This window comes from Nocardioides anomalus (genome assembly GCF_011046535.1).
In the GTDB taxonomy this organism is placed as follows: Bacteria; Actinomycetota; Actinomycetes; order Propionibacteriales; family Nocardioidaceae; genus Nocardioides; species Nocardioides anomalus.
This window is the reverse complement of sequence record NZ_CP049257.1, coordinates 1,956,254-1,968,201: the sequence shown is the minus strand read 5'-3', so window position 1 is coordinate 1,968,201 and position 11,948 is coordinate 1,956,254. Positions and strand designations below refer to the sequence as shown.

At 72.7% G+C, this 11,948-nt stretch carries 14 protein-coding genes; 5 read left to right on the top strand and 9 right to left on the bottom strand.

Going from position 1 to position 11,948, the window contains the following annotated elements; genetic code table 11:
• Positions 1-21 precede the first annotated feature (21 nt).
• Together G5V58_RS09970 and G5V58_RS09965 are read left to right on the top strand one after the other, a co-directional pair.
• A complete protein-coding gene (locus G5V58_RS09970; protein ID WP_165231774.1) occupies positions 22-249 on the top strand; it encodes a putative signal transducing protein in 228 nt (75 codons plus the stop codon).
• Positions 250-322: 73 nt separating this feature from the next.
• The gene (locus G5V58_RS09965) at positions 323-631 is read left to right on the top strand and encodes a helix-turn-helix domain-containing protein (protein WP_165231771.1); all 309 of its coding nucleotides are present in this window, start codon (positions 323-325) and stop codon (positions 629-631) included.
• Here the strand turns inward: G5V58_RS09965 and G5V58_RS09960 are convergent, their stop codons facing one another.
• Genes G5V58_RS09960 through G5V58_RS09950 form a run of 3 tightly spaced genes read right to left on the bottom strand, consistent with a single transcriptional unit; the run spans position 632 to position 3,113 of the window.
• Positions 632-1,408, bottom strand: coding sequence for a maleylpyruvate isomerase family mycothiol-dependent enzyme (locus G5V58_RS09960; protein ID WP_165231768.1), 777 nt, complete (start codon positions 1,406-1,408; stop codon positions 632-634).
• A complete protein-coding gene (locus G5V58_RS09955) occupies positions 1,405-2,418 on the bottom strand; it encodes an S-adenosylmethionine:tRNA ribosyltransferase-isomerase (RefSeq protein WP_230487243.1) in 1,014 nt (337 codons plus the stop codon). Before G5V58_RS09955 ends, G5V58_RS09960 begins: the two co-directional genes overlap by 4 nt.
• Positions 2,415-3,113, bottom strand: coding sequence for an SDR family NAD(P)-dependent oxidoreductase (locus G5V58_RS09950; RefSeq protein ID WP_165231765.1), 699 nt, complete (start codon positions 3,111-3,113; stop codon positions 2,415-2,417). Before G5V58_RS09950 ends, G5V58_RS09955 begins: the two co-directional genes overlap by 4 nt.
• A 132-nt stretch (positions 3,114-3,245) precedes the next feature.
• Between G5V58_RS09950 and G5V58_RS09945 the strand changes: the two genes are divergently transcribed.
• On the top strand, positions 3,246-5,156 hold the full coding sequence (locus G5V58_RS09945; protein ID WP_165231762.1) for a putative bifunctional diguanylate cyclase/phosphodiesterase: 1,911 nt from the start codon (positions 3,246-3,248) through the stop codon (positions 5,154-5,156).
• A gap of 3 nt (positions 5,157-5,159) precedes the next feature.
• Here the strand turns inward: G5V58_RS09945 and G5V58_RS09940 are convergent, their stop codons facing one another.
• From G5V58_RS09940 to G5V58_RS09930, 4 genes are read right to left on the bottom strand one after another with little or no spacing between them, the layout of a single operon-like run.
• Positions 5,160-5,762 carry a ClpP family protease gene (locus tag G5V58_RS09940; RefSeq protein ID WP_165231759.1) on the bottom strand — a complete coding sequence of 201 codons (603 nt, stop codon included), beginning with the start codon at positions 5,760-5,762 and terminating at the stop codon, positions 5,160-5,162.
• Positions 5,759-6,367, bottom strand: a complete 609-nt coding sequence (locus G5V58_RS09935) for a ClpP family protease (protein WP_165231756.1) — start codon at positions 6,365-6,367, stop codon at positions 5,759-5,761. Before G5V58_RS09935 ends, G5V58_RS09940 begins: the two co-directional genes overlap by 4 nt.
• A gap of 46 nt (positions 6,368-6,413) precedes the next feature.
• The gene (locus tag G5V58_RS26575) at positions 6,414-6,572 is read right to left on the bottom strand and encodes an aldo/keto reductase (protein ID WP_329957564.1); all 159 of its coding nucleotides are present in this window, start codon (positions 6,570-6,572) and stop codon (positions 6,414-6,416) included.
• Positions 6,573-6,595: 23 nt separating this feature from the next.
• Positions 6,596-7,336, bottom strand: a complete 741-nt coding sequence (locus G5V58_RS09930; protein WP_329957563.1) for an aldo/keto reductase — start codon at positions 7,334-7,336, stop codon at positions 6,596-6,598.
• A gap of 18 nt (positions 7,337-7,354) precedes the next feature.
• On the opposite strand from G5V58_RS09930, the gene map reads away from it, so the two are divergent.
• Complete coding sequence (map, locus tag G5V58_RS09925) at positions 7,355-8,131, top strand: type I methionyl aminopeptidase (protein WP_165231753.1); 777 nt, start codon at positions 7,355-7,357, stop codon at positions 8,129-8,131.
• A 12-nt stretch (positions 8,132-8,143) separates the two neighbouring features.
• On the opposite strand, the gene G5V58_RS09920 is transcribed toward map, so the two are convergent.
• Together G5V58_RS09920 and G5V58_RS09915 are read right to left on the bottom strand one after the other, a co-directional pair.
• Positions 8,144-9,388 (bottom strand): cytochrome P450, encoded by a 1,245-nt coding sequence (locus G5V58_RS09920; RefSeq protein WP_165231750.1) that lies wholly within the window; start codon positions 9,386-9,388, stop codon positions 8,144-8,146.
• Positions 9,385-10,638 (bottom strand): cytochrome P450, encoded by a 1,254-nt coding sequence (locus G5V58_RS09915; RefSeq protein WP_230487242.1) that lies wholly within the window; start codon positions 10,636-10,638, stop codon positions 9,385-9,387. The genes G5V58_RS09920 and G5V58_RS09915 overlap by 4 nt, the downstream gene beginning before the upstream one ends.
• 130 nt (positions 10,639-10,768) lie before the next feature.
• Here G5V58_RS09915 and G5V58_RS09910 point away from each other — a divergent pair, with 130 nt between their 5' ends.
• Positions 10,769-11,920: a steroid 3-ketoacyl-CoA thiolase gene (locus tag G5V58_RS09910; protein ID WP_165231747.1), complete on the top strand. Its 1,152-nt coding sequence runs from the start codon at positions 10,769-10,771 to the stop codon at positions 11,918-11,920.
• Positions 11,921-11,948: the final 28 nt, after the last annotated feature.

The window sequence follows — 11,948 nt, the reverse complement described above, 5'->3', positions numbered from 1 at the left end:
ACGCCGGCCGTTGGGAGGGTCATGATCGAGATCGTCCGGACCAACGACGTCGCGTTGATCTCCGTGGTCGAGGGGCTGATGCAGGAGGCGGACATCCCCTGCTTCGTCGCCGACCGCAACTCCAGCGTCCTCGAGGGGACGCTCAACTTCCTGCAGATGCGGGTCATGGTGCCCGAGGAGCGCGAGGACGAGGCGCGCGAGCTGCTCACCGACGCCGAGCTGGGTCACTGGCTCAAGGCGCGCAGGTAGCGCGGCCGTTCGCCCTCCGCGAACGCCGGGCGCGACCGGCGCGTCGTACGACGTGCGGGCGTAGCCTCCGGACATGGGTGAGCTGATCCCGTTCCCGCGGCCGGAGACCGAGCCCGCGGAGCGTGAGCCGCTGTGGCGCGAGGCGGTGGGCCGCGAGCTGCGCGAGGAGCGTCACGACGTGGGCCGCACCCTGGCCGACGTGGCCGAGGAGGCGGGCGTCTCGACGCAGTACCTCTCCGAGGTCGAGCGCGGTCGCAAGGAGCCGAGCTCCGAGGTGCTCCAGGCCGTGGCCGGCGCGCTCGGGCTGCGGCTGGTCGACCTCACCACCCGCGTGGCGCGCCGGCTGACCGAGGTGCGCGGCCCGGTCTGCCTGGCGGCCTGATCAGTAGCCCGGGAAGACCGTCCGCAGGTCCTCCAGGCTCACGTCGCCGGTGACGGCGACGTCGGCCGGGGTGTGCTCCGGACGGAGCCGGCCCGTGATCAGCCGCACCCCGGCCTCGAAGGGCCCCTCGAAGGTCGCGGTGGCGCCCTCGGTGCCCGGCTCGAGGCGGACCGCGTCCTCGACGACCACGGTGTGGTCGCCGAGCGCGACCCTGGTCGGGCCGACGTCGCCGGGCTGGCCGACGAAGCCGAGCAGGAACGACATCGTCTCGGTGTAGTGCTCGGCCAGCAGCGACGCCGCCTCGTCGCTCAGCGTCGCCGCGGGGTCCAGCCCGGCGCGCACGTCCCAGGCGTGCAGCACGACCTCGTTCAGGCGCATGCCGACCGCGGTGGCCAACGGCACCGGCTGCGGCAGGAATCCGAGGTCGATCTGGGTCTGCTCGCGCTGCTCGGGCGTCATCGCCTCGTACGTCGCCACGAGCTCCTCGTCGCTGCCGAGGAAGCCGGAGGCCTGGTCGGCGGGGGCCATGGCGTTCCAGCGGTCCCAGATCTCGGTGTTCTCCGGGGCGTCCACGTCCGCGCTGGTCAGGGCGGCGACGACCGGGTAGCGGCCGATCTCCGCCCCGCTCCCGAGGTGGGAGAGGACGTCGGCGACCGACCACTCGCTCGCGCCGCTGGGCCCGGTCAGCTGCTCCTGGGTCAGCCCCGCCACCACCTCCGCCAGCTGGTCGTGCTGGGCGCGGAGCTCCGCGATGGACCGGTCGACGAGGTCGCTCACCCCTCGGACGGTAGCAACAGCATCGAGTCGCCGAACTCGTGCCAGAGGTAGTGCGGCGCCCCGGGCGCGGTGACGTCGGCGTACGCGCGGTCGACCAGCGCCCCACCGGCCACGGCCTCGAGCAGGTCCAGGTGCGAGGCCTCCGGCTCGTGCAGCCCGGTGAGCAGACCGCTCACCACCTGCGCCGGCCGGGCCGAGGAGAGCACCAGCGACGTCCACCCCGACGGCGGCCCGGAGGCGGCGCTCTCCAGGGCCCGCACCACCGTCGTCCCGACGGCGACGACGCGGCCGCCCTGGGCGAGCGTGAGGTCGACGAGCCCCCGGGTGGCCGGCGGCACGTCGTACCACTCCGCCTGGGGCGGCTCGTGGGCCTCCTGGCTGGCCACGCCGGTGTGCAGCACCAGCGGCGCCACCACGACGCCGGCCGCCATCAGGTCGACGAGGACCGCGCGGGACAGCGGCCGCCCGGCCGACGGCATCTCGGCGCTGCCCGGGACCGCGGCGTAGACGTTCTGCAGGTCCTCGATCGGCCACGCGCCGTCGACGTACGGGTAGCGGATCGGCTCGCCGTGCCGGCGCAGGTAGGCCACCCGGTCCACCACCGGCAGCGTGGTGGCCCGCCAGAGCCGGGTCTGGCCGGCCGGGTGCGGCGCGTGCAGCCGCAGGCGTACGCCGTCCGGGAGGCGCACCACCTCTCCGGCCGCGCCGCGCCGGGGGCCGTGCCCGTCGGGCCGGCGCAGCTCGACGACCCACGAGCCGTCGTCGAGCTCGGCCGAGACGTGCACGCCGCCGGGCAGGGCCGAGGGCAGCGTCGCGCTGGTGTTGACGACCAGCAGGTCGCCGGGCTCGAGCCAGTCGGCCAGCTCGCGGACCCGCCGGTGGTGGGTGCGGTCGGCGGTCACCACCGCCATCCGGACCTCGTCGCGGGCCAGGCCGCGGGCCTCGGGCGGCACCCGCGCCTCGCTGTCCGGCGGCAGCACGAAGCGCCGCGCCTGGTGCACCGCGCTCACGCCGGCACCGCCGCGAGCTCTGCGGCGCGGTAGCGCCCGCTGGGCAGCGTCCCCTCGAGCAGCCGGAGCAGGGCCGGGACCACCGTCTCCGGCTCCGGCCGGTCGGAGACGTCCTCGCCCGGGAACGCGTCCTGGTGCAGCTGGGTGCGCATGTCGCCCGGGTCCACGGCGTACACCCGCAGCACCGGCTCCTCGGCGGCCAGCACCCGCGAGGCGTGGTCGAGGGCGGCCTTGGAGGAGCCGTAGCCGCCCCACGTGCCGTAGGCCTCGACCGCGGCGTCCGAGCTGAGGTTGACCACGACGCCCGACCGGCGGCGCAGCTGGGGCAGCAGCGCCGCGGTCAGCACGACCGGCGCGACCAGGTTGACCTCCAGCAGCCGCACGTACGTCGCGGGGTCGAGCTCGGCCAGCGGCGGCAACGGGCTCAGGCCCAGGGTGCTGGCGTTGTTGACCAGGGCCGTGGCGCCGCCCAGCTCTGCCGCCACGTCGACCAGGTCCCGGCGGTGCGCCGGGTCGGCCACGTCGCCCGCGATGGCCGGGTGCGGGCCGCCGGGCAGGGCGCGGACGGCGTCGTGCAGGGCTCGTTCGTGGCGGGCGTCCAGGACCAGGGCCCAGCCGCGGCCGGCCAGCTCGTGGGCCAGCGCACGGCCGAGGCCCTGGGAGACGCCGGTGATGACAGCGACAGGAGTGCTCATGCCCACCAGCATGAAACTTCAAGTCCGCTTGAAGTCAACACCGGATCCCCTGATTCCCTCAGGAGGGCTCTTGCCGTGCCGATGGATGACCGAGCAACCCCTCTCGACCCGACCCCAGACAGAGGACCCGCTGTGACGACGACGACCACCTCCCGGCTCCCGGACTGGCTGCCGCGCGGCCGCGGCATCCCCGACAAGACCTGGGACATCCGGCACCGCTGGGTGGTCTGGATCCTCGTCGTCCAGTGCTTCGCGCTGTTCTGGTTCGCGCTCTTCCGCGGCAACAGCCTGACCCACAGCGTGTTCGAGGCCGCGCTGCCGGCGGAGTTCGCGCTGTTCGCGTCGGTCCAGTGGTTCAAGCGGTCGGTGCGCGCGGTCTTCGCCGCGACCGGCCTCATGGTCGTGTCCGCGACACTGGTCCACCTCTCCGACGGCTACATCGAGGCGCACTTCCACTTCTTCGTGATGATCCCGCTGGTGGCGCTCTACGAGAGCTGGCTGCCGTTCACGGTCGCGGTCGGGACCGTGCTGGTCCACCACGGCGTGATGGGGACCCTCGACCCCCAGGGCACGTTCAACCACGCGGCCGGCCAGCACCACCCCTGGGTGTGGGGTGGCATCCACGCCCTCGGCATCCTCGGCGCCTGCCTCGGCTCGATCGTCTACTGGCGCGCGCAGGAGAAGCTGCGCGACTCCCAGGCCCACCTCTCGACCAAGCTGGTGCACCAGGCCAGTCACGACGTCCTCACCGGGCTGCCCAACCGGGCGCTCTTCCTGGGCGAGCTCGAGCGGTTGCTCGACCTGCCGGTCGTGGACCGTCCCGAGGTCAGCGTGGTGCTGCTCGACATGGACGGGTTCAAGGAGGTCAACGACATGTTCGGCCACGGCTGTGGCGACCTGGTCCTCATCGAGGTGGCCCGCCGGCTCACCGCGTCCGTCCGCACCGGCGACATGGTCACCCGGCTCGGCGGCGACGAGTACGCCGTGCTCCTGGTCGGGGCCAACCGGCACGACGTCGAGGGCACCAGCAACCGGCTCCAGGAGGAGCTCTCCCAGCCCTTCGACCTCGGCGGCGCCCACGTCGACCTCGAGGTCAGCATCGGCATCGCGACCGCCGGCCCGGACCAGGACGCCGTGGCGGTGGTGCGCGACGCCGACGTGGCGATGTACCACGCCAAGGAGCAGCGGCTCGGCCGCGTGTTCTACGACGAGGACCAGCCCCTGCTCCACGTCGGTCCCCACACCGGCAACCGGCTGGCCCTGCTCGGCGACCTGCGCCGTGCCCTGGCCGAGCACGAGATCGTCCTGCACTACCAGCCCAAGGTGGACCTCACGAACGGGCGGATGGTCGGCGCCGAGGCGCTGGCCCGCTGGCAGCACCCCGAGCGCGGCCTGCTGCAGCCCGGCGCGTTCATCGACATGGTCGACCGGACCAACCTCAGCCGCGAGTTCACCGCCGAGGTCCTCGACATCGCGCTGCGCCAGATGCGCGAGTGGCAGGAGCTCGGCTTCGAGGTGCCGGTCTCGGTCAACCTGTCGCGCCGCTGCCTGCTGGACCCGTCGCTGCCGCGGATGGTCACCGACGCCCTGCGTCGCAACGGCGTGCGCCCGCACCTGCTCATCCTCGAGATCACCGAGATGACGATCGTGAGCGACCCCGAGCTGGCCGTGCGCATCCTGCACACCCTGCGCTCGCTCGGCGTGCGCATGTCGCTGGACGACTTCGGCACCGGCTACTCGTCGCTGTCCTACCTCAAGGACCTCCCGATCGACGAGCTGAAGATCGACCGCAGCTTCATGCGCCACCTCACCGAGGAGGGCTCGCGCGACTCGATCCTGGTCCGGGCCACCGTCGGCCTGGCCCACGACCTCGGCCTGTCGGTCGTGGCCGAGGGCGTGGAGGACCAGGCCACGCAGCGCGAGCTGGGGCTGCTGGACTGCGACGTCGCCCAGGGGTTCCACTTCGCCCGCCCCCTGCCGCCCAGCGACCTCGACGACTGGCTGCTGCGCGCCCAGCTGCCGACGCCGCGCGCGGTCAGCTGACGCTCAGCCGACGGGCAGCTTGCGCGAGTCCAGGACCGCGTCGGCCAGCCCGTAGGCGATCGCCTCCTCGGCCGACAGCACCAGGTCGCGCTCGGTGTCCTCGCGGATCTGCTCGGGGTCGCGGCCGGTGTGCCGGGCCAGGATCGACTCCATCTGCGAGCGCAGCCGGACGATCTCCTTGGCCTGGAGCGCCAGGTCGGGCAGCGCGCCCTGACCGCCGCCCGACGGCTGGTGGAGCACGACCCGCGAGTGCGGCAGCACGTGCCGGCGCCCCGGCTCCCCCGCGGCCAGCAGGACCGCGGCCGACGAGCCGGCCTGGCCGATGGCCGTCGTACCGACCGGCGAGCTGATGAACTGCAGGGTGTCGTAGATGGCCAGCATCGCCGTGACCGATCCGCCCGGGGAGTTGAGGTAGAGGTCGATCGGCGACGCCGCGCTCTCCGACTCCAGGTGCAGCAGCTGGGCGATGACGACGTTGGCCACGCCGTCGTCGATCTCGGTGCCGATGTAGACGATGCGGTCGGTGAGCAGGCGGCTGTAGATGTCGACCGCGCGCTCGCCGCGGACGGTCTTCTCGACGACGGACGGGATCGTGTACTGGCTCACCGGGCCAGCCCCATCCGCACCGGCTCGGCGCGCCGCGGGGTCACCTCGGCCACGTCGGTGAGCACAGCGTCGACGAAGCCGTACTCGCGGGCCTGCTCCGCGGTGAACCACCGGTCGCGCCGCGCGTCCCGCTCGATCCGCTCGACCGGCTGCCCGGTGTGCTCGGCGATGAGCCGCATCATCACGTTCTTGGTGTGCTCGAGGTTCTCGGCCTGGATCTCGATGTCGATGGCGGTGCCGCCGATCCCGGCGGAGCCCTGGTGCATCAGGATCCGGCTGTGCGGCAGTGCGAACCGCTTGCCCGGCGTGCCCGCGCTGAGCAGGAACTGCCCCATCGACGCCGCGAGCCCCATGGCCAGCGTGGCCACGTCGTTGGGAATCAGCCGCATGGTGTCGTAGATCGCGAGCCCGGCCGAGACAGAGCCGCCCGGGGAGTTGATGTAGAGCGCGATGTCGCGCCGCGGGTCCTCGGCGGAGAGCAGGAGCAGCTCGGCGCAGAGCTTGTTGGCGATGGCGTCGTCGACCTCCTGGCCCAGCACGATGATGCGCTGGTGCAGCAGCCGGTCGGCGGCGGAGAGGCCGGCGAGGTTGGGTGTCTGGCTCATGCTCCCGACGATGGTCGCCGGGCCGCCCCGGATCCAGGGGATCCGCTCAGAGCGGTTCTGCCCTCAGCAGCGCGAGCTCGTCCTCGGTCAGCTCCAGCGCGGCCGAGGCCAGCGCCGAGTCCAGCTGCTCGAGGGTGCTGACGCCCACGATGGGCCTCCAGCCGCGGCTCACCAGCCAGGCCAGGACCACCTGCGAGCGCGGCACTCCCCTGGCCCCGGCGACCTGGGTCAGCGCGGCGAGCCGCGCGGTCGTGCCCGGGTGGTCGTACGCCGCGGGAACGGCCGGTCGGCCCGGTCGTAGGAGCCCTGGACCAACGGGCTGTAGACCCACAGCTCGAGGTCGGGGTGGGTCTCGAGGTAGTCCACGGTCTCGTCGCTGACGAACCCGAACCGGTGGTCCTTGCCCGGCACCGGCGCACCCGGCCGCGGCCCGACGTACGACGTGGTGAGCTGCAGCGCGGTGTACGCCGCCACGCCGCTCGCCGCCGCCAGCGCCCGCGCCTGCTCGACCCGCCAGGTCGGGTGGTTGGAGACGCCGAGCCGCCCCACCAGGCCCTCCTCGACGAGCTCACCGAACGCGGCCACGGTCTCGGCCAGCGGCACGGACCGGTCCTCGCCGTGGGCCCAGTAGAGGTCGACCCGGTCTACGCCCAGCCGCTCCAGCGAGCGCCGGCACTCGCGGCCGATGACGTCGGCCGACAGCCCCTCGACCCCGCCGCCGTCGACCGGCTCCACCCCGACCTTGGTGGCCACGGTCAGCTCCTCGCGCACGCCCGGGTTGGCCGCCAGCCAGCGGCCGAGGACGGTCTCGCTCTGCCCGCCGTGCCCGGTGCCGGACGCCCAGAACGCGTAGCAGTTCGCCGTGTCGAGGATCCGGCCGCCCGCCGCGACGTAGCGGTCGAGCACCGCGAACGACGTCGCCTCGTCCGTGCGGGTGCCGAAGTACATCGTGCCGAGGACCAGCTCCATGCCCGTAGGCTTGCGCACATGATCGAGCTCCGCACCCCCGCGCAGGTCGAGGCGATGCGGCCGGCCGGCCGGTTCGTCGCCGAGGTCCTCGTCGCCCTGCGCGAGGCGGCCGCCGTCGGGGTCAACCTGCTCGAGCTCGACGAGCTGGCGCACCGGATGATCAAGGACCGCGGCGCCGAGTCGTGCTACATCGACTACCACCCGTCCTTCGGCGCCTCGCCGTTCGGCAAGGTGCTGTGCACCAGCGTCAACGACGCCGTGCTGCACGGGCTCCCCCACGACTACGCCCTCCAGGACGGCGACCTGCTGAGCCTGGACTTCGCCTGCGCCGTCGACGGCTGGGTGGCCGACTCGGCGATCAGCGTGGTCGTCGGCACCCCGCGCCAGGAGGACCTCGACCTCATCGAGACCGCCACCCTGGCCCTCGAGGCCGGCATCCTCCAGGCCCGGGTCGGCAACCGGCTCTACGACATCTCCGCGGCCATCGGCGACACCGCCCGCAAGGCCGGCCTGAGCGTCAACCTCCAGTTCGGCGGCCACGGCGTCGGCCGGACCATGCACGGGGACCCGCACGTGCCCAACGACGGCCGTGCCGGCCGGGGCTTCAAGCTCAAGCCGGGCCTGGTCATCGCCATCGAGCCGTGGTTCCTGCAGAGCACCGACGAGATCTACACCGACGCCGACGGCTGGACGCTGCGCAGCGCGGACGGCTCACGGGGCGCGCACATGGAGCACACCGTGGCCATCACCAAGGACGGTCCGCTCGTCCTCACCGACCGCGGCGGGCTCGAGTAGCGCGCCGGCCGCTCAGCCGGCGTAGGAGACCTGGAGCTCCTTGATCCCGTTGATCCACCCGTGCCGCAGCCGGCGCGGCTCGGCCAGCTGGGTGATGCCGGGGGCGTGGTCGGCCAGCGCGGTGAAGATGAGTCGCACCTCCTGGCGAGCCAGGTTGGCGCCGATGCAGTAGTGCGCGCCGTGGCCGCCGAAGGCCAGGTGCGGGTTGGGCGAGCGGGTGATGTCGAAGCGGTAGGGGTCGGCGAAGACGTCCTCGTCGTAGTTGGCCGAGCCGTAGAACAGCCCGACCCGCTGGCCCTGCCGGACCTCGACGTCGCCGACGCGGACGTCGTGCAGCGCGGTCCGCTGGAACACGTTGACCGGCGTGGCCACCCGGATCACCTCGTCGACCATGGTCTCGGGCCGCTCGTCGACCCAGAGCCGCCACTGGTCGGGGTTCGCCAGGAAGTGGTGCATGCCGTGCGTGATCGCGTTGCGGGTGGTCTCGTTGCCGGCCACGGTGAGGATGATGAAGAAGTAGCCGAACTCGTCGTCGGTGAGCCCGCGGCCGTCCTTGTCGGCGTTGATGAGCTTGGTGACGAGGTCGTCCCGGGGCTCCTCGCGGCGGGCCGCGGCCATCGTCATCGCGTAGCCGAGGATCTCGGCGGCGGCCAGGTCGGGCTCGCCCTGGTAGTCGGGGTCCTCGTTGGCCAGCATCTGGTTGGACCAGTCGAACAGCTTGGCCCGGTCCTCCTGGGGCACGCCGAGCAGGTCGGCGATCGCCTGGAGCGGCAGCTCCGCGGCGACCTCGGTCACGAAGTCGCCCGAGCCGCGGCGTACGGCGTCCTGGACGATCTGGTGCGCGCGCTCGGTCATGATCTGCTCGAGCGCGCCGATCGAGCGGGGCGTGAAGCCGCGGGAGATGATCCGCCGGGTGTTGGTGTGCTCGGGCGGGTCCTGGTTGAGCAGCATGACCCGCTGCAGCTCGACCATCTCGCGCAGCATCCCCTCCTGGAAGCGGATGATCGCGCCGTTCTCGGCCGAGGAGAAGTTCTTGGAGTCCTTCGAGACCGCCGAGACGTCGGCGTGCGTGGAGACGGCCCAGTAGCCGGTGCCGCCGAGCATCCCGTCGCGCGAGGACTGCGGCTGCTCGATCCAGTGGACCGGGGCCTGGCGCCGCAGCTCCTGGAAGCGCTCGTGCGGGACCGACTCCCAGATCACGTCGGGGTCGGTGGGGTCGTAGCCCTCGGGCAGCACGCTCGACTCTGTAGCACTCATCGGTAGGAGACCTCCAGCTCCTTGACTCCGTTGATCCAGCCGTGGCGCAGCCGCCGCGGCTCCCCGATCTGTCGGATGCCCGGTGCGTGCTCGGCCAGGGCGTCGAAGATCAGGTCGACCTCGAGCCGGGCCAGGTTGGCACCGATGCAGTAGTGCGCCCCGTGCCCGCCGAACGCCTGGTGCGGGTTGGGGTCGCGGGTGGTGTCGAAGGTGAACGGGTCGCCGAAGACGTCCTCGTCGAAGTTGGCGCTGGCGTAGAACAGCCCCACGCGCTGGCCGGCCTCGATGGGCACACCGCCGACCACCACGTCGCGCACGGCGGTGCGCTGGAAGACGGTGACCGGGCTGGCCCACCGGATGATCTCGTCGCCGGCGGTCGCCGGGCGCTCGCGCTTGTAGAGCTCCCACTGGTCGGGGTGCTGGAAGAAGGCGTGCATCCCGTGCGAGATCGCGTTGCGCGTGGTCTCGTTGCCGGCCACGGCCAGCAGGACCATGAAGAAGCCGAACTCGTCGTCGGTGAGTCCCCGGCCCTGCTCGCCGCTGGCGTCGATCTCGGCGCTCACCAGCCGGGTGATGATGTCGTCCTGCGGGTGCTTGCGACGCTCGTCGGCCAGCGCCATGGAGTAGGCCAGGATCTCCATGAACGCGACGGCCTGGTCGCCCTCCACCTCCGGGTCGTCGTAGCTCATCATCTGGTTGGACCAGTCGAAGAGCCGGCCGCGGTCCTCCTGCGGCACCCCGAGCAGCCCCGCGATGGCCTGCAGCGGCAGCTCGGCCGCGACGTCCTGGACGAAGTTGCCCTCCCCCCGGGCCACCGCCGCCTGCACGATCTCGACCGAGCGGCGTCGCAGGTCGTCGTGCAGCCGAGCGATGGCCCGCGGGGTGAACGCGCGGGAGACGATCTGGCGCAGCCGGGTGTGGTCGGGCGCGTCGTGGTTGATGAGCAGGAAGCGGGTGTTCTCCACGCCGTCGCGGTCCATGTCCGGGGCGAACCGGATGATCACGCCGTCGAGCCGGGTGGAGAAGTTGACCTGGTCCTTGGAGACCGCGGCCACGTCGGCGTGCCGGCTGAGCGCCCAGTAGCCGGTGTGGGCCGGGAAGCCGGCGCGCGCCGACGCCTCCTGCTCGACGTACGACACGGGCGCGGTGCGCCGCAGCTCCCGCATCGCCGCGTGCGGGACCCCCTCCTGCATCACGTCCGGATCGGTGAGGTCCGGTACGACGCTGGCGGGCTGCGCGGCGGTGGTCAAGGGCTGGCTCCTGGGGCCGATCTGGAACACGTTCTAGTGGGCGAGGCTACATACTCCCGGTACGCAGGGGAAGCGCTTGCTTGCCGCGAACGAGAACAGGTTCTACTTTTTCTGGACATGGGCACCCCCCGTGATCATCGACGCCGTCCGCACCCCGTTGGGCAAGCGCAACGGGTGGCTGGCCGGGGTGCACCCGGCGGCACTGCTCGGCTTCGTCCAGGGCGAGGTGCTGCGCCGCGCAGGACTCGACCCCGAGCTGGTCGAGCAGGTCGTGGGCGGCTGCGTGACCCAGGCCGGCGAGCAGTCCAACGACATGGTCCGCCGGGCCTGGCTCCACGCCGGGCTCCCCCAGCACACCGGCGCCACGACCATCGACGCCCAGTGCGGCTCCGGCCAGCAGTCGGCGCACCTGGTGCACGACATGGTCGCGGCCGGGACCATCGACGTCGGCATCGCCTGCGGGGTGGAGGCGATGTCGCGGATCCCGCTCGGCGCCAACGTGCCGCCCGGTCTCGGCGACCCCCGCCCCGACGACTGGACCATCGACATGCCCAACCAGTTCGAGGCCGCCGACCGGATCGCCGGCCGGCGGGGGCTGACGCGTGCGGACCTGGACGCCTTCGGGTTGGCCTCGCAGCAGAAGGCGCGCGTGGCCGTCGACGAGGGCCGCTTCAAGCGCGAGGTGGCGGCGTACGTCGCGCCCGTGCTCGGCGAGGACGGCGAGCCGACCGGCGAGACCCGGGTGGTCGACGCCGACCAGGGGCTGCGCGACACCACCCTCGAGGGGCTGGCCGGGCTGCGGACCGTGCTCCCCGACGGGCTGCACACGGCCGGCACGTCCTCGCAGATCTCCGACGGCGCCTCCGCGGTGCTCATCATGGACGAGGACAAGGCGCGCGCCCTGGGCCTCACCCCGCGGGCCCGGATCGTCTCGCACTGCCTGGTCGGCTCCGACCCCTACTACCACCTCGACGGGCCGGTCGAGGCCACCCAGCGGCTGCTCGACCGCACCGGGATGGCCATCGGGGACGTCGACCTGTTCGAGGTCAACGAGGCCTTCGCCTCCGTCGTCCTGTCCTGGGCCAGCCAGCACCGGCCGGACCTGGACAGGGTCAACGTCAACGGCGGTGCGATCGCCCTCGGGCACCCCGTGGGCTCCACCGGCACCCGGCTCCTGACCACGGCCCTGCACGAGCTCGAGCGGCGCGACGGCTCGACCGCGCTCGTCTCGATGTGCGCCGGCGGCGCGATGGCCACGGGCACGGTGCTCGAGCGGGTCTAGCCCAAGACGGCTCTCAGCGCCATGGCCT